Source organism: Alloalcanivorax balearicus MACL04 (assembly GCF_025532145.1).
GTDB classification, from domain to species: Bacteria; Pseudomonadota; Gammaproteobacteria; order Pseudomonadales; family Alcanivoracaceae; genus Alloalcanivorax; species Alloalcanivorax balearicus.
Map to the genome: position 1 here is coordinate 52,672 of NZ_ARXS01000011.1, position 13,943 is coordinate 66,614.

Annotated in this window: 18 protein-coding genes; 12 read left to right on the forward strand and 6 right to left on the reverse strand. The window is 59.7% G+C overall.

Annotated elements, in window-relative coordinates; genetic code table 11:
* Positions 1-92 precede the first annotated feature (92 nt).
* The 8 genes from nirK to MA04_RS11065 all read left to right on the forward strand — a co-directional run bounded on the left by nirK (position 93) and on the right by MA04_RS11065 (position 5,036).
* Entirely contained in the window at positions 93-1,088 is a 996-nt protein-coding gene (gene nirK / locus MA04_RS11030; RefSeq protein WP_262460452.1) for a copper-containing nitrite reductase, read from the forward strand.
* A 3-nt stretch (positions 1,089-1,091) separates the two neighbouring features.
* On the forward strand, positions 1,092-1,850 hold the full coding sequence (locus tag MA04_RS11035; RefSeq protein WP_262460453.1) for a formylglycine-generating enzyme family protein: 759 nt from the start codon (positions 1,092-1,094) through the stop codon (positions 1,848-1,850).
* Positions 1,847-2,509 (forward strand): SCO family protein, encoded by a 663-nt coding sequence (locus tag MA04_RS11040; protein ID WP_262460454.1) that lies wholly within the window; start codon positions 1,847-1,849, stop codon positions 2,507-2,509. Before MA04_RS11035 ends, MA04_RS11040 begins: the two co-directional genes overlap by 4 nt.
* Positions 2,506-2,961 carry an azurin gene (azu, locus tag MA04_RS11045; protein WP_262460455.1) on the forward strand — a complete coding sequence of 152 codons (456 nt, stop codon included), beginning with the start codon at positions 2,506-2,508 and terminating at the stop codon, positions 2,959-2,961. The genes MA04_RS11040 and azu overlap by 4 nt, the downstream gene beginning before the upstream one ends.
* Before the next feature lie 102 nt (positions 2,962-3,063).
* Positions 3,064-3,429, forward strand: coding sequence for a hypothetical protein (locus tag MA04_RS11050; RefSeq protein ID WP_262460456.1), 366 nt, complete (start codon positions 3,064-3,066; stop codon positions 3,427-3,429).
* A 1-nt stretch (position 3,430) separates the two neighbouring features.
* On the forward strand, positions 3,431-3,751 hold the full coding sequence (locus MA04_RS11055) for a hypothetical protein (RefSeq protein WP_262460457.1): 321 nt from the start codon (positions 3,431-3,433) through the stop codon (positions 3,749-3,751).
* The gene (locus MA04_RS11060; RefSeq protein ID WP_262460459.1) at positions 3,735-4,415 is read left to right on the forward strand and encodes a glutathione S-transferase family protein; all 681 of its coding nucleotides are present in this window, start codon (positions 3,735-3,737) and stop codon (positions 4,413-4,415) included. Before MA04_RS11055 ends, MA04_RS11060 begins: the two co-directional genes overlap by 17 nt.
* Before the next feature lie 51 nt (positions 4,416-4,466).
* A complete protein-coding gene (locus tag MA04_RS11065) occupies positions 4,467-5,036 on the forward strand; it encodes a transglutaminase-like domain-containing protein (RefSeq protein WP_163126510.1) in 570 nt (189 codons plus the stop codon).
* Between the two features lie 84 nt (positions 5,037-5,120).
* Here the strand turns inward: MA04_RS11065 and MA04_RS11070 are convergent, their stop codons facing one another.
* Positions 5,121-5,516: a hypothetical protein gene (locus tag MA04_RS11070; protein ID WP_262460461.1), complete on the reverse strand. Its 396-nt coding sequence runs from the start codon at positions 5,514-5,516 to the stop codon at positions 5,121-5,123.
* Between the two features lie 208 nt (positions 5,517-5,724).
* On the opposite strand from MA04_RS11070, the gene MA04_RS11075 reads away from it, so the two are divergent.
* On the forward strand, positions 5,725-6,351 hold the full coding sequence (locus MA04_RS11075) for a class I SAM-dependent methyltransferase (protein ID WP_262460462.1): 627 nt from the start codon (positions 5,725-5,727) through the stop codon (positions 6,349-6,351).
* A gap of 88 nt (positions 6,352-6,439) precedes the next feature.
* On the opposite strand, the gene MA04_RS11080 is transcribed toward MA04_RS11075, so the two are convergent.
* Positions 6,440-7,081: an FMN-dependent NADH-azoreductase gene (locus tag MA04_RS11080; protein WP_262460463.1), complete on the reverse strand. Its 642-nt coding sequence runs from the start codon at positions 7,079-7,081 to the stop codon at positions 6,440-6,442.
* The gene (locus MA04_RS11085) at positions 7,078-7,524 is read right to left on the reverse strand and encodes a GNAT family N-acetyltransferase (RefSeq protein WP_262460464.1); all 447 of its coding nucleotides are present in this window, start codon (positions 7,522-7,524) and stop codon (positions 7,078-7,080) included. Before MA04_RS11085 ends, MA04_RS11080 begins: the two co-directional genes overlap by 4 nt.
* A gap of 109 nt (positions 7,525-7,633) precedes the next feature.
* Between MA04_RS11085 and MA04_RS11090 the strand changes: the two genes are divergently transcribed.
* On the forward strand, positions 7,634-8,101 hold the full coding sequence (locus tag MA04_RS11090; RefSeq protein WP_014993691.1) for a MarR family winged helix-turn-helix transcriptional regulator: 468 nt from the start codon (positions 7,634-7,636) through the stop codon (positions 8,099-8,101).
* A gap of 53 nt (positions 8,102-8,154) precedes the next feature.
* Complete coding sequence (locus MA04_RS11095) at positions 8,155-8,802, forward strand: DUF2238 domain-containing protein (RefSeq protein WP_262460465.1); 648 nt, start codon at positions 8,155-8,157, stop codon at positions 8,800-8,802.
* On the opposite strand, the gene MA04_RS11100 is transcribed toward MA04_RS11095, so the two are convergent.
* A complete protein-coding gene (locus tag MA04_RS11100) occupies positions 8,799-11,144 on the reverse strand; it encodes a membrane-bound PQQ-dependent dehydrogenase, glucose/quinate/shikimate family (protein ID WP_262460467.1) in 2,346 nt (781 codons plus the stop codon). The genes MA04_RS11095 and MA04_RS11100 overlap by 4 nt on opposite strands.
* Positions 11,145-11,279: 135 nt before the next feature.
* Between MA04_RS11100 and MA04_RS11105 the strand changes: the two genes are divergently transcribed.
* On the forward strand, positions 11,280-11,777 hold the full coding sequence (locus MA04_RS11105) for a VOC family protein (RefSeq protein WP_262460469.1): 498 nt from the start codon (positions 11,280-11,282) through the stop codon (positions 11,775-11,777).
* Positions 11,778-11,807: 30 nt separating this feature from the next.
* Here the strand turns inward: MA04_RS11105 and MA04_RS11110 are convergent, their stop codons facing one another.
* On the reverse strand, positions 11,808-13,370 hold the full coding sequence (locus tag MA04_RS11110) for an MFS transporter (protein WP_262460470.1): 1,563 nt from the start codon (positions 13,368-13,370) through the stop codon (positions 11,808-11,810).
* Positions 13,371-13,587: 217 nt separating this feature from the next.
* The gene (locus MA04_RS11115; protein WP_163126519.1) at positions 13,588-13,935 is read right to left on the reverse strand and encodes a GFA family protein; all 348 of its coding nucleotides are present in this window, start codon (positions 13,933-13,935) and stop codon (positions 13,588-13,590) included.
* Between the last annotated feature and the right edge of the window lie 8 nt (positions 13,936-13,943).

The following is a 13,943-nucleotide window of genomic DNA, read 5'->3' on the forward strand; positions in this document are numbered from 1 at the left end:
GATAGTCAAAGAGAGGGTCGGCCATGAAGTCTGGAGTAACATCACATACCGTACTGAAGCAGCTCGCCGGGGGGATCGCTCTGGCACTTCTCTTGAGTGGATGCACAACCGGCAAGACGGCGTCCGAAGCGCCGCTTCCGGTGGAGCAGGCGCAACTAACGGCGCCGCCTGTGGTGCCACCGCCGATTTCCCGAAAAGGGCCCGCCAAGGTGGTGGTGGACCTGGAAATGGTGGAACAGGAAATGCGCCTCTCCGATGGCGTCACTTACGAGTTCTGGACTTTCGGTGGCACGGTGCCCGGCAGCTTCATCCGGATCCGTGAAGGTGACACCGTGGAGTTCAACCTCAAGAATCGCCATGACTCCCATGTGGCGCACAACATTGATCTGCACGCGGTCACCGGAACCGGCGGTGGCGCGGAAGCCACCTTCACCCTGCCGGGCCATAAAACGCAGTTCACCTTCAAAGCCCTGAACCCCGGTCTGTACGTCTATCACTGCGCCATGGCGCCGGTGGGAATGCATATCGCCAACGGCATGTACGGCCTGATTCTGGTGGAGCCGGAAGAGGGATTGCCGCCGGTGGATCGTGAGTACTACGTCATGCAAGGCGACTTCTACACCGAGGGCGACCATGGCGAACCGGGGCTGCAGCCATTCAGCCTGGAAAAGGCGGTGGACGAGCACCCCACCTACGTGGTCTTCAATGGCAGTGAAGGGGCCTTGACCGGAGACGGAGCGCTCACTGCCAATGCCGGTGACAAGGTCCGTCTGTTTGTCGGCAACGGTGGCCCCAATCTGGTATCCAGTTTCCACGTAATTGGTGAGATCTTCGATCGCGTCTTCTACGAAGGGGGCAGCAAGTATCAGGAAAATGTACAAACCACGCTGATTCCGGCCGGGGGGGCGACCATGGTCGAGTTCACCACCGATGTCCCGGGTAACTTCATCCTGGTTGATCACAGTATCTTCCGTACTTTCAACAAAGGTGCATTGGGCATTCTCAGTGTGGACGGAGAAATGAAACCGGAGATCTACACCGGCCAGCAGTTCAGTGGGGAATACCCCGAAGCCGAGGGTGGGAGATAGAGGATGAAAGGGAAGGGGAGCTGGATTCCGTTGCTGTGTTTACTGAGCACGGTGGTGCTGGCGAATGAGTACGTTCCGTTGCCCGGCGGCCCCTTCCACTCCAGCTTACGGTTTGGTGACAACGGCGGGGAGGTCGTCGTCGAAGGCTATCAACTGATGTCACGGCCAGTGCGCGAAGCGGAGTTTCTGGCTTTTGTCCAAGCGTATCCACAATGGCGTCGGGACCGGATTCCCAGACTGTTCGCTGACGCCGGCTACCTGTCTCACTGGGACAGGCCGCTGGCTCCGCGCCCCGGCACTCTGAATTTCCCGGTGACACGGGTGAGCTGGTTCGCGGCGGATGCCTACTGCCGTGCCCGGGGCGCGCGGTTGCCGGCCTGGCTGGAGTGGGAATTCGCCGCCGCCGCCGATGCCCGCCAGACGGATGCTCGTGATGATGCCGATCGTCGCCGCCGGATCCTGACCTTGGGTACCCCCGGCGCTTACCGCGACGCTGGAGAGAGCATGCCAAATGTGTATGGAGTGCATGACCTTCATGGGCTGGTCTGGGAATGGCCCTGGGACCACGCCAGCATGATGGCCGCCGCTGATAGCCGCAACGTCGATACCGAGAACCCGCTGCGGTACTGCGGTGGCAGTGCGCTGGCCTTCAGCGATCGCCGTGATTATGCGGTGATCAAGCGAGTGGCCTTGCTGTCGGCGTTGTCTGCTCGTACCACCTTATCCAATCTCGGCTTTCGTTGTGCCAAGGAGCTACCATGAAAGCGAATCGTGAAGAAAATACTCAATCCCGTCCTGCTGTGAGCAGGCCCTGGGATTGCCTGAGTGTGCTGTTGCCCTTGCTGGTGTTGACGATGCTGATACCTCAGGCGGTGCGTGGTGAGCAAAGTCTGCCCGGCGACTCCGTCTACGCGCTGTCCGCCACGGTGCAGAATGAAAAAGGGGAGACGCTGCAGTGGCGGGACCTGCGTGGCCAGCCCCGTCTGGTTTCGATGGTCTATACCCGCTGCCGCATGAGCTGTCCGCTGATCATTCACCAGGGAATGAGCGTGCAACAGCGGCTCCTGGAAGAGGGTTCGGCGGTTCCCCGTCTACTGATCATTTCCATGGACCCGGACCATGACACTCCCGACGTACTGACGGAAACCATGGCCCGATATCGGCTGACGCCCGGACGGGCCACTTTTCTGCGGCCTCGGGATCATCAGGAACGAACCATAGCCGCGTTGCTGGATATCCGTTTCCGTCAACGTGACGACGGCGGCTTCGATCACACCAATGCCTGGCTGCTGCTGGATGCCGACGGCCGCATCGTGGCGCGTACCGAGAAAATGGCCGGCGCCCCGGATCCGGCCTTCGTCCGTGAGGTCGAGGCGGTCACGGCATCCCATCACTCTAAAGCTCAAGGAGATCACCGATGAACACTGCCTGTTACGCTATTGTCGGTATGCTGATCTGGGGCCTGTCCTCTCTGGCACTGGCCGCCGATAACTGCCAGGTTACCTTGCATGGCGACGACAATATGCGCTTTGACCAACCCCAGCTTACGGTATCCTCCCAATGTGAAGCCGTGACCATTGAATTGGTGCACAGTGGCAAGCTCGGCGCGAACGTCATGGGGCACAATGTGGTGGTGACGTTGACTGGGGACTTCAAGGACGTGGCCAAGGCTGGAATGAAGGCCGGGCCGGAGAGCGGATATGTGCCGTCCGACGATGACCGCGTCATCGGAGCCAGTGACATGATTGGCGGTGGTCAATCCACCTCGCTGACGATTCCGGGGAGTGGTCTGCAAGCGGGGGAGGACTATACTTTCTTCTGCAGCTTTCCCGGTCACTGGACGATGATGAAAGGGAAACTGGTGGTGAACTAGCGGTTACCCTGGAATTCAAGTCGAATGCTGATACCCTGTCCGGAAGTCTTCCACGCTGCCGGCGCCGCGCCTTCAAACAGGCGGTGAAAGAGGTGATCAGGGATGAAAATGCTCTTCGAGAAAATAATGGACGGGGCCGGCTTTTTGGCGCTGTTCGCGGTCGGCTTGTTGTTTCTGGCAGTCGGGTATCTGTTAGCGACCCTCGCTCTGATGGGCGGTATAAAAGTCCTGATAGGATTCCTGGTCCTGGCGACGCTGGCTGGATTGATGGAAGCGGGCGTGGCCGCGATTCTCTTGCTTCCATATCGGTTATTGGTCCGTATCTTCGGTAACAAGACTGAGCCGCCTCCCTCCGTGTCTGAAGAAGGTAAGGCGCAAGGCCGCAAGGTGGGGCTATATGCTTTATGCCTGCTGATTTTGGGGGCCATGATTGGCGTGGGCCAGCATGTTGTCGAAAGAGCGGGCTGACATGGTGGGAAATAAAAACGTGTACGTGGAGGCCAATAACCTGATTTCGGCTGTCGAACGCCAATTAAACAGGGAAGATAACGCCGTGGAGGCGAAATGGACCTTGGCAAAAACAGTGGCCGACTGGCGGGGTGCATTAACGGATGAGGAATACGTGGCTGTGCTGGAGCGATCATGCCGCCTCATGAGCCTGCACTGTGGCAACCATGAAGAGCTGGAAGCATTGGAAGCAATACTGGATTGGCTTTCCGATGCCGATATCATCACCGAAGAACAGTATGCCTGTATCGTTCGGGAGACCGATTGTGGCCGTTGGTTATAACTTCGGAACGTCCACTGAAGTACTGACGCTATGGGGGCGCGATAGCGCTTTTAATGTTCAGAAGGTGCTCTGGTTGCTGGATGAGTTGGAGCTGGAGCACCGGCACATCAGCCTGGGCGGCGACCACGGTGGTTTGGAAGATCCTGAATTCCTAGCCATGAATCCTCACGGGCGAGTGCCGGTGCTGCGTGATGGTAAGACAGTGATTTGGGAGTCCCATGCGATTCTCCGCTATCTGGCTGCACGCTATGGAGGGGAGTTCTGGTGGCCTTCATCACTGGCTGAGCGCGCCTGCCGTGATGGTTGGATGGACTGGGCACAAACCGCGTTGCAGCCCGACTTTATGGCGTTGTTCTGGAAATTCTACCGGACCCCCGAAACGCAGCGGAACAATGCCGCGATCGAATCCTCGTTGGCGGCCTGTGATGCGCACTTCGAGCTGCTTGATCGTGAACTCAGTAACAGGCCTTATCTGGCAGGGGCTGCCCTGTCTTTGGCCGACATCCCCGCCGGTACCGCTCTTTATCGCTACTTTGAAATGGGATTGCCGGTGCCGCGCCATCCGGCAGTATCCGACTGGTATCGGCGTTTGAGTGAGCGTTCCGCTTACCGGCGGCGAGTTCAGATTCCCTTTGATCAGCTGTACGGAAAACTGGCGTACTGATAGGGCTCTCGTTCGTACGGGTGATGTTCATTTTGGAGAGATAGGAAGGGTATGGAAACGTTTTTGGCTTCGACCGAGGTAGTGGATTGGCACCACCCGGATGTTCGGGCTTTGGCCGATGAGTTGTCGCGTCAGGAGGAGAATCCCACGGAGATAGCGCAGCGGTGTTTCCTCTGGGTGCGCGATGAGATTCGGCATTCCATCGATTATCAGCTTTCCCCGGTGACCTGCTCAGCTTCGCAAGTGCTGCGCGAACGCAGCGGCTTCTGTTACGCCAAGAGCCACTTGCTGGCGGCACTGTTGAGAGCGAATGGCTTGCCCGCGGCCTTTTGCTATCAGCGTCTGAGCCTCAATGACGACGGAGCTCCGTATTGTCTGCACGGACTCAACGCGGTGTTCCTGCCGGAGCACGGCTGGTATCGGATAGATGCCCGCGGTAATCGGCCGGGAGTCGATGCCCGCTTCGAGCCGCCAGTGGAACGCCTGGCGTTCCCTCTTGATCTGCCGGGTGAGCGGGATCTGCCCGGCTATTATCCCGATCCGCTGCCGGAAGTGGTAGCGGCGCTGACCGCGTATGACGATGCTCAAGTGCTCTTGATGCATTTGCCGGACCGCGAGTAAGCGTATTGCGGGCCTTTCCGTGGGAAGCTGCCGGGCGAGCCTGGCGGTTCCGAGATTGTCGGGCAACGGTGATCCGTACGAGGTTCATCTGGAAGATGTCGCGCTCTCATCGTCCCCCCCGGGAACCAGCCCCTGACGTTGCAGCTCGCTCCTGACCATTGGTGGGCAACGGGAGAAGCATAGTGCCAGAGCTTCCACTGAGAGCCCTGACAGGAAAGCATCCCGCAATTGCCGGCTCTGTTCCGGCGTCCAGGGACGGTTCAGGTAATAAGGCCCCTTGACCACGGGCACCGCCGCCTGGTTGTCTCTCAGGGTGACGGCGGAGGCGCGCCGGTAGCGAATGTCTTGAATACAGGTGAACAGAGCCCGGGTTATATCCGGGTGAATATAAGGCGAGTGTTGCGGAAAGGGCTGCCCGGTGACTGGATCAACGCCTTCCGCCAGATCCCGCAGAACTTCCAGTGCGTGTCGGATTTCCATATCCGTGATCTCCTAATAAAGTACGAGAGCAAAGCCGAGAGTAATAAAATTGTCATAGGGTGGCTATCAGCCAGAACGGAATTTCTCGAGTAAAAGGCTTACAAGACAAGGTGGCCTTTTCCTATTGACTTTTTGGCGCAGCAATTGCTTGTGAATTCCTTGATGGAAGATGATCCGCCGTGCAACCTGCCGTGAGAAGAGCAACGAAATGAAATCCAAGCCGCCGGTACTGGAATCCTATGGCCGTCTCGCCGCGGATTATGATCGACGCTGGTCCGGGTATTTGCGCCGGACCATCCAGGAGACGCTGACGCGGATGCCTCTGCATGCAGGAGAACGTGTCTTGGAGGTGGGATGCGGAACCGGTGCCCTGCTGGCGGTGTTGGCTGAACGCCATCCCTCACGACTCCTGTCTGGTATCGATCCGGTGCCGCAGATGCTGGCGCGGGCGCGAGACCGTTTGCGCGAGGAAGTGACCCTCAAGGAAGGCTGGGCGGAACAACTACCGTTCGAGGATGGACAGTTCGATGTCGTGGTCTCCTTGAGCATGTTTCATTATATCCGTGACCCTGACGCCGCTCTGGCGGAGATGTTTCGGGTGCTGCGGCCAGGCGGATGGCTGGTGATCAGCGACTGGTGCCATGACTACCTCAGTTGCCGCCTGTGTGACTGGTATCTGAAGTGGTCGGATCCCGCTCATTTCAAAACCTATCGCCGTGCGGAATGCGAGGGTCTGTTGCGCGAAGCTGGCTTCCAGTCGGTGGCTTCGGAGCGCTATAAAATCAACTGGCTCTGGGGCATGATGACAGCGACCGGGAAAAAGCCAAGCTGGTAGCGAAGTGTGTGGGGAAAGACGGAAAGTCATCGCGGACGTTCGCTGCCTTGCCTTTTGGGCACTCCGATAAGGGATGACCGGAAAGCGATCAGAGTTCCAACTGATCCAGAACCTGATCCGCCCAGTTGTTGATTTCATCCGTAATGTCACCGGCGCCGGGTGCATTCTGATGCTCCAGTCTCAATATCTGCACTTGAGTCAGACCGATGACCGCCAGAACGTAGCGCAAATATGAGGTCAGGAAATCCTTCTGTTTTCCCGTTGTTCGAGGTGTTTCTCCTGGCATGTCATCCATAAATCCGCCACCACAGGCGCTGATCACCAGGACAGGCCGGGGACGAAGCAGACCGATCTTGCCCTCGGGACTCAACTGGAATGTTCGGTATGGACGTACCACGTGATCAACCCAGGCTTTGAGTACGGAAGGTACAGTAAAGTTATGCATGGGAGTGGAGATCAGTAACAGATCCGAGAGCTCCAGCTCACGAATCAGGTTCTCCGACAGCGCCAGGCTGTGCGCATGCTGTTCCGTATGCGCTTTGGGCGGCAGTGCGGTGGCTTCCACGAAGCCGACATCCGGGTGAGGTAGCGGCCGGGCTGCCAGATCACGCTCCACGATACTCTGATCCGGGTGGGATTCACGCAGCCTGGCCAATACCATATCGGCGGCTATCCGGCTCCGGGATGACGCCTCCCGGGTGCTGGCCGAGACATGCAGAATCCGGATCATGATGCCTTCTCCAAGATGAAATTGAAGCGCAGGGCGGTAGCCAGCAGGCCGTTACGATAATAGAAGCGATGACCCAGGACATTGCTCAGTGGCGTGTCCAGAACCACTTTTGCGCAACCTTCCGTTTCTCCTATCGACTTTATTTCCGCCATTAATCTTTCGCCCAGCCCACAGCTACGGTGCCGCTCATCGGTAACCAGGTCATCCACATAGAGAAATCGGCCGTATACCAGATTGTTCTGGACCCGATATCCGGCCAGGGCGACGAAGTGATCCTCCTGCTGTAACCCCAGCAAACGGTAGCCTTCCGCACTCTGAGTACGCCACCGGGAAACCCATTCCGCTGGACTGGACAGATGGGGTCTGAGCTGCTTCATAAGCGGAAAGCACCGCGATACCTCGGACTCATCTTGCATGGTGTGCAGGGTGTAGGACGGATGCATCGGGTTATCTCCCTTCATATTCATTGCCTTCACTGCCGCCTGCTGCTGGCGATAGAGAAAGGGTCCGTGTATTATCAGTGCTCTGACATCATATAAGAGTTCTGATAATATGCGCAAGGCATCGCCGGATGTGCCCGATATCGGGGAAGGAAAGCGGGGTGAGCAGGGGTACCTGGGCTATCTGCTACGCCAGGCCAGCGCTGCCCACAGACTAAGAATGGAAAGAGCGCTTGCCGACAAAGAGGTCACATTACCCCAGTTTCTGACCCTTACCATGCTGGAGGCCTATCCCGGGATTTCCAACGCTGATCTGGCCCGGCTGGCCATGCTAACTCCACAGACAGTGAGCGTGATCATCAAAAATCTTGAGCGGAGTGGTCTGGTGCGGCGACAGCCTCATCCGATACATGGGCGTATTCAGAGAATCGAAGCCAGTGAATCAGGCCGGCGGCTTTTGAAACAGTGCAGAGCCAAGGTGAATAAGGTAGAACAGGCTTTGATGAAAGGGCTCGGCGCCGAAGAGGAAAAGGTCGTCAGGCGTTGGCTGGTCGCCATTGCCGACGACGGCCAATCTTGACCTTTCGCGCGCTGGCCGCTTGCCTGAAATGCTTTCAGATATGGAATCACGGAATGTCCGGTCGCGCTGTTTTTTTTCTTCTACTGTCCCTGTTGGTGGCGTTTGCCGTCTGGATGGCTGTTGAGCCCCACGATCGTGCGGACTGGATGCTGGAAAACGCCCTGGTGTTGTTGGCGGTTGTGGCACTGATCATCACCCGGCGCTGGTTCGTTTTCTCCAACCAGGCCTATCTGTTGATCTTTGCTTTTCTCGCCTTGCACGAGCTGGGCTCCCATTATACCTACTCCCTGGTGCCCTACGATCCGGCGCTGAGGAAGCTGTTTGGCTTCAGTCTTGATCAACTGATGGGCTGGGAGCGCAATCAGTTCGACCGGCTGGTGCATCTGGCCTACGGGTTGCTGTTAACCATACCTCTGTTTGAGTTCTGCCGGCGCGCGGTCGGTCTGGGGCGTGGCTGGGGCTACGTGTTCGCCACCGCGATCATCATGGCCACGTCGATGTTATACGAACTGATCGAGTGGATTGCCGCGGTCTGGTTCGGTGGCGATCTGGGACAGGCGTTCCTGGGGACTCAGGGCGACATCTGGGACGCGCAGAAGGATATGGCGCTGGCGACGATAGGAGCCGTGCTGGCGGTGGCATTGCACGTGCTCCTCCAACGGCGAAGCGCCGGCGCGGATGCCGGCGCTCCATCGCTTTAGCGGGCGGCTCCGTCCTGCTTGTCTGGCAGGGCGAAGGCAACAATGTAGTCGCCCCGATCCGGAGATTGCCGGGAGCCGCCGGCGGAGATCACCAGATACTGTTTGCCGCTGGCCGGGGAGGTGTAAGTCATTGGTGTGCCCTGGGAGCCCACCGGCAGGCGATGTTTCCATACCGTTTCCCCGCTGGCCACGTCCATGGCGCGAATGTTGTAGTCCAGAGTGCCGGCATAGAACACCAGGCCGGAAGCGGTGGACATGGGGCCGCCCACCGTCGGCATGCCCACGGGAATCGGCAGGTGCATTTTCAGTCCCAGAGGGCCGGTATCCTCCACGGTACCTAATGGAACCTGCCAGACCACTTCACGCCGATTCAAATCGATGGCGCTGAGAGTACCGTAAGGTGGCTTCTGGCAAGGCACGCCCAGCGGCGACATGAACACGTATTTGGAAGCGCCATAGGGCGTACCGTGCTGAGGAGATAAACCGGTATGAGAGGCGGAAGCGTCTTCCTTGTCCGCTTCCTCGCGCGGTACCAGCAATACCCGCTGCGGGGAACGGGTGTCGTTGACGATCAGATAGCCGCCGGGCTTGTAGACGGTGTTGCTGCCCCAGTTCATGCCGCCGAAATAGCCCGGCCATTGCAGGCTGGGGGTCAGCCCCGGCGGTGTGAAATCGCCTTCGTAACGCAGTTTGCGAAACTGGATCCGGCAGTACAATTGATCGAACGGGGTAGCGCCCCACATGGCGGCTTCCGACAACTTCTCCGCACCGATGGCAGGCATGCCCACCGAATAGGGTTGCGTTGGCGAGGTCCAGTCACCATCCACCGCGCCCTGCGGAACCGGGCGCTCTTCCACTTCGGCAATGGGGGTGCCGGTACGCCGGTCGAGCATGAAAATCTGACCGCGCTTGGTGGTTTGGATCAGCGCTGGCACGGTATTGCCGCTACCGTCGTCCACATCGAACAAAGTGGGTTGGGAGGGCACGTCGTAATCCCAGATATCGTGATGTACGGTCTGGAATTTCCAGCGTTCCTGTCCGGTACCAAGATCCAGGGCAACGATGGAGGAAGAATAGTCTTCATCCGCGTCGGTACGGTGACCGCCAAAGAAATCCGGAGTGGCATTGCCGGTGGGCAGATAGATCAATCCCAATTCCTCATCCACCGCCGGCGTGGACCAGACATTCGGTGTGCCGCGGGTGTAGGTCTCGCCCTCCGCAGGCAGGCCGATGAGCGTTGGATTGGCCAGATCCCAGGCCCAGGCCAGTTCTCCGCTGTCGGCGTGAAAGGCGCGGATCACGCCGGAGGGTTCGCCGGTCATCATGTTATCGAACACCCAGCCGCCGATAATGATCAGTCCCCGCGCCACCGTGGGCGCCGAGGTCTGGAAATAAAAGCCGGGCTTCACCTCTCCCATGCCCTGTTTCAGGTCCACGGTGCCGCCGTCGCCAAAAGAAGGGCAGAGAGCGCCGGTTTGCGCGTCCAGCTGGATCAGGCGGGCATCGATGGTGGATAGCACGATGCGGCCGGCGCAGGTCTCTTCGTTGTTGGAAGCCTGGTAATAACCCAGGCCCCGGCAACGTTGCCACAACGGTGAGGACGCTTCGGGATCGAAGCTCCATTTCTGTTCACCGCTGTCCGCATCCAGGGCGAACACTTTGTTATGCACGGTGCAGACATAAAGCGTGTCGCCCACCTGGATCGGTGTGTTCTGGTCCTCACCGCCGGCTCCGGGAGGGTTGGCATTGGGAATATCCCCGGTGCGAAAGGTCCAGGCCACTTCCAACCGGCCCACGTTATCGGGTGTGATCTGATCCTGCGGCGCATAGCGGGTGCCGTCCTGCTGGCGTCCGTAGTGATGCCATTCCCGAGCCTGATCCGTCACTGTCAATGAGGGCGGTTCGGTCTTGCTGGCGATGATGGGGCCGGGATGGAAAGCATGAAAAATCGTCGCCGCCAGACCAAGCAGAATCACCGCCGCCACCGGATAGGCGGTGCCTCGTAAAGCCGGTGCCAGCAGCGCGAGCAGGAACAGCAGCACCGCCGGCGCGAACAGGCGGGATACCTGAGGCCAGAAATCCAGACCCACCTCCCACCAGGCCCACAACGCGGTGCCTATGAAAACGATAGTGTATAGCCAGAAGCCCAGAGCCCGCCGGGCCATAACCAGGCCGCCGGAGACTATCAGGCCGATGCCGGTGAGACTGAAGTACCAGGAACCACCCAGCAGGATCAGGTAAATACCGCCGCTGAGCAGCCCGATGCCGGCGACCACCATGAGTAGGCCCACCAGGACGGTAACCGCGGATACCCAGGGCGACGCTTTTTCTTTTTGGTTCATCAAACCAGCCTCCTATCCGGATGATCTGCTTCGAGATTGCCACAGCGCGGACCAGCGGACCACTGCCGACATGTGTCGAACCGTACCATCCGCAAGCGATTAACCAGAGTCCAATTCAAACGCGAGGAGCCAACGATGAGTAACGAGCTGACGATCACCCCCTGTCTCTGGTTCGACGGCCAGGCCGAACAAGCGGCGCGCTTTTACGTCGAGGTGTTTCCCGATTCACGCCTCACCGCCATCAGTCATTACGGTGAGGCGGGCAAGGAGATCCATGGCCAGCATCCCGGTGATGTCATGGTGGTGGCCTTCGAGTTGCAGGGAAGTCCCTTCGTGGCTCTGAACGGCGGGCCACTGTTTACTTTTAATGAAGCGGTATCGTTTCAGGTTCCATGCCGGAGCCCGGAGGAACTGGATCATTATTGGGGGGCCTTGTCCGAGCGGGGCGATCCGAGCGCGCAGCAGTGCGGCTGGCTGAAGGACCGTTTCGGCCTGTCCTGGCAGGTATTTCCGGAGTGGTTGCCGAAGGCGCTGGAAGAGGCCGGTTCCGCCGGGGCGGCGCGGGTCACCGAGGCGATGATGGCGATGAAGAAGCTGGACTGGCAGGCGCTGGAGCGGGCGCGCCGGGGGTGATGCCGGGCTCGCAGGGAGCCCGGCGTTGGGTCACGGGGTTTCGGTTTGCGTGGTGTCATCCGGGGCGGCCGGTATGGCCTGACGGCGGGCCAGCAACCAGCCCACCATCGCCGCGGTCACGGCAACGATGGTCGCGCCGATCAGGGCGTTGGTGTGCAAGGCCTGGGTAAAGCCCTCACGCGCCCCCGACAGCACCAGATCCGCCACGTCCGGCGGCAGCTGACTGGCGGCATCCAGAGCGCCGCCCAGGGTGTCACCGGCGGCCAGCGCCAGATCCGCTGGCAGATCAGGCGGCAGGACACCGGCCATGTGCGCACGATAAACCGCGGCGCCAGCGCTGCCGATCACCGCGATACCCAGGGCCATGCCCAGTTCCGTGGCGGTCTCCGACGTTGCCGAGGCGGCGCCGGTCTTGTTGGGCGGAGCGGCGCTGACCACCATGTCGGTGCCCAGAATCATCATCGGCATGACTCCCACGCCCATGATCGTCATGCCGGCCACCAGCCAGGCCATGGTGTCCATACCGGTGACCATGGCCATGGCAAGGAAACCGAATACCGACAGCAGCAAGCCGACACTGACCAGCACGCCTCGACTCATATAGCGGGTCAGGCGTGGCACCAGCAGCGACACGATGGTCTGGATCACCGCTGGCGGCAGCATCACCAGACCGGCGTGTAATGGCGACAAACCCAGTACCCCTTGCAGATATTGGAACACCATCAGCCAGGCACCGGACAGCGCCAGCACGGTGAGCAGCATGGCCACCACCGAGGTGCTGAAAGTACGGTTGCGGAACAGCGCCAGATCGAACATCGGCTCCGCCAAACGGCGTTGCCGGCGCACGAACAGCGCGCCGATCACCAGCCCGGCGATGATGGAGAGCAAGGGCATCCACGATACGCCGTTGCGGGCCATGTCCTTCAAGCCGTAGATCACCGCGATGACCATGGCCACCGACAGCAGCGCGCTGAGAAAATCCTGGCGCCCGGCCTGCTCGTCGCGGAATTCCGGCAACAGTAGTGGACCGCACACCAGCAACAGCGCCATCACTGGTACGCCCAGCAGAAACACCGAGCCCCACCAGAAAAACTCCAGCAGAGCGCCGCCCACCAGCGGACCGATGGCGCTGCCAACGATAAAGCCGGTCATCCACACCGTAATCGCCACGGTGCGCTCGTGCTCCTGATGGAACATGTTGCGCAGCAGCGACAGGGTGGAGGGCATCAAGGTCGCGCCGGCGATGCCCAGCAGCGCGCGGGCGGCGATCAGCATTTCCGCGCTGGTGGCGAAGGCCGCCAACGCCGAAGCGGCACCGAAAGCGGTGGCCCCGGTCAGCAGCAGTTTGCGCCGACCGATACGGTCGCCCAGCGTGCCCATGGTCACCAGGAAGCCGGCGATCATGAAGCCGTAGATGTCGAGAATCCACAGCAACTGATCACTGGTGGGATGCAGGTCCGCGCTCAGTTGTGGCACCGCCAGATGCAGCACGGTCATGTCCAGAGCCAACAGCACCGTGGGCAGCATCAGCACCGCCAGACCCAGCCACTCGCGCCGCGTGGCGGCGGGCGGTGACGCATTGGAAGCTTCCATATTCTCCTGTGTCACAGTCGTTATCCTTTCACTTACTACAAGATGCCGCGCGGTACGCCACCATAGGTTAGTTGGAACGGGGGTGGCGGGAACGGGCCGAAGGTTTCCCGTTATGGCAACGCGACAGAGGAACCTCCATGAGGTTCGGGTATGCCCAAAGGGCAGTGTGAAGAGCGTGGGTCAGTCGCTCGGCGGGTTGGTCGGCGAACCGGACCGGTTACATGGCGCGGCCGTCGAACCGCTGCACGGGAACCGAATCCAGGTCGACACCTTCCAGACAACGTATGTTGATCGCCGCCATCCGATTGCCTTTCGGATCCACCCCTTCACCGTAGGGATGAATGCCGCATTTCGGGCAAAAGTGATGCTGGATCACATGCTGATTGAAGGTGTAGGTGGCGATGTCGTCCTCCGCCGTCAGCAAGCGAAGGTGATCCCGGGGAATGAACCACATCAGGGATCCCTTGCGCTGACAGATGGAGCAGTTACAGGACATGGCGCCGTCCAACTCGCCTTCGGCTTCGAAGGCGACGTTTCCGCAATGACAACTTCCTTTGTAGTTCATCGGTCTCT

Bases quoted from the DNA above. Each gene is read 5' to 3' on its own strand.
- MA04_RS11070 (WP_262460461.1), bottom strand. From the start codon at position 5,516: ATGGAAATCCGACACGCACTGGAAGTTCTGCGGGATCTGGCGGAAGGC.
- MA04_RS11115 (WP_163126519.1), bottom strand. From the start codon at position 13,935: ATGAACTACAAAGGAAGTTGTCATTGCGGAAACGTCGCCTTCGAAGCC.
- azu (WP_262460455.1), top strand. From the start codon at position 2,506: ATGAACACTGCCTGTTACGCTATTGTCGGTATGCTGATCTGGGGCCTG.
- MA04_RS11095 (WP_262460465.1), top strand. From the start codon at position 8,155: ATGTCCGGTCGCGCTGTTTTTTTTCTTCTACTGTCCCTGTTGGTGGCG.
- MA04_RS11035 (WP_262460453.1), top strand. From the start codon at position 1,092: ATGAAAGGGAAGGGGAGCTGGATTCCGTTGCTGTGTTTACTGAGCACG.
- MA04_RS11040 (WP_262460454.1), top strand. From the start codon at position 1,847: ATGAAAGCGAATCGTGAAGAAAATACTCAATCCCGTCCTGCTGTGAGC.
- MA04_RS11065 (WP_163126510.1), top strand. From the start codon at position 4,467: ATGGAAACGTTTTTGGCTTCGACCGAGGTAGTGGATTGGCACCACCCG.
- MA04_RS11050 (WP_262460456.1), top strand. From the start codon at position 3,064: ATGAAAATGCTCTTCGAGAAAATAATGGACGGGGCCGGCTTTTTGGCG.
- MA04_RS11110 (WP_262460470.1), bottom strand. From the start codon at position 13,370: ATGGAAGCTTCCAATGCGTCACCGCCCGCCGCCACGCGGCGCGAGTGG.
- MA04_RS11080 (WP_262460463.1), bottom strand. From the start codon at position 7,081: ATGATCCGGATTCTGCATGTCTCGGCCAGCACCCGGGAGGCGTCATCC.
- MA04_RS11055 (WP_262460457.1), top strand. From the start codon at position 3,431: ATGGTGGGAAATAAAAACGTGTACGTGGAGGCCAATAACCTGATTTCG.
- MA04_RS11090 (WP_014993691.1), top strand. From the start codon at position 7,634: ATGCGCAAGGCATCGCCGGATGTGCCCGATATCGGGGAAGGAAAGCGG.
- MA04_RS11075 (WP_262460462.1), top strand. From the start codon at position 5,725: ATGAAATCCAAGCCGCCGGTACTGGAATCCTATGGCCGTCTCGCCGCG.
- MA04_RS11085 (WP_262460464.1), bottom strand. From the start codon at position 7,524: ATGCATCCGTCCTACACCCTGCACACCATGCAAGATGAGTCCGAGGTA.
- MA04_RS11100 (WP_262460467.1), bottom strand. From the start codon at position 11,144: ATGAACCAAAAAGAAAAAGCGTCGCCCTGGGTATCCGCGGTTACCGTC.
- MA04_RS11105 (WP_262460469.1), top strand. From the start codon at position 11,280: ATGAGTAACGAGCTGACGATCACCCCCTGTCTCTGGTTCGACGGCCAG.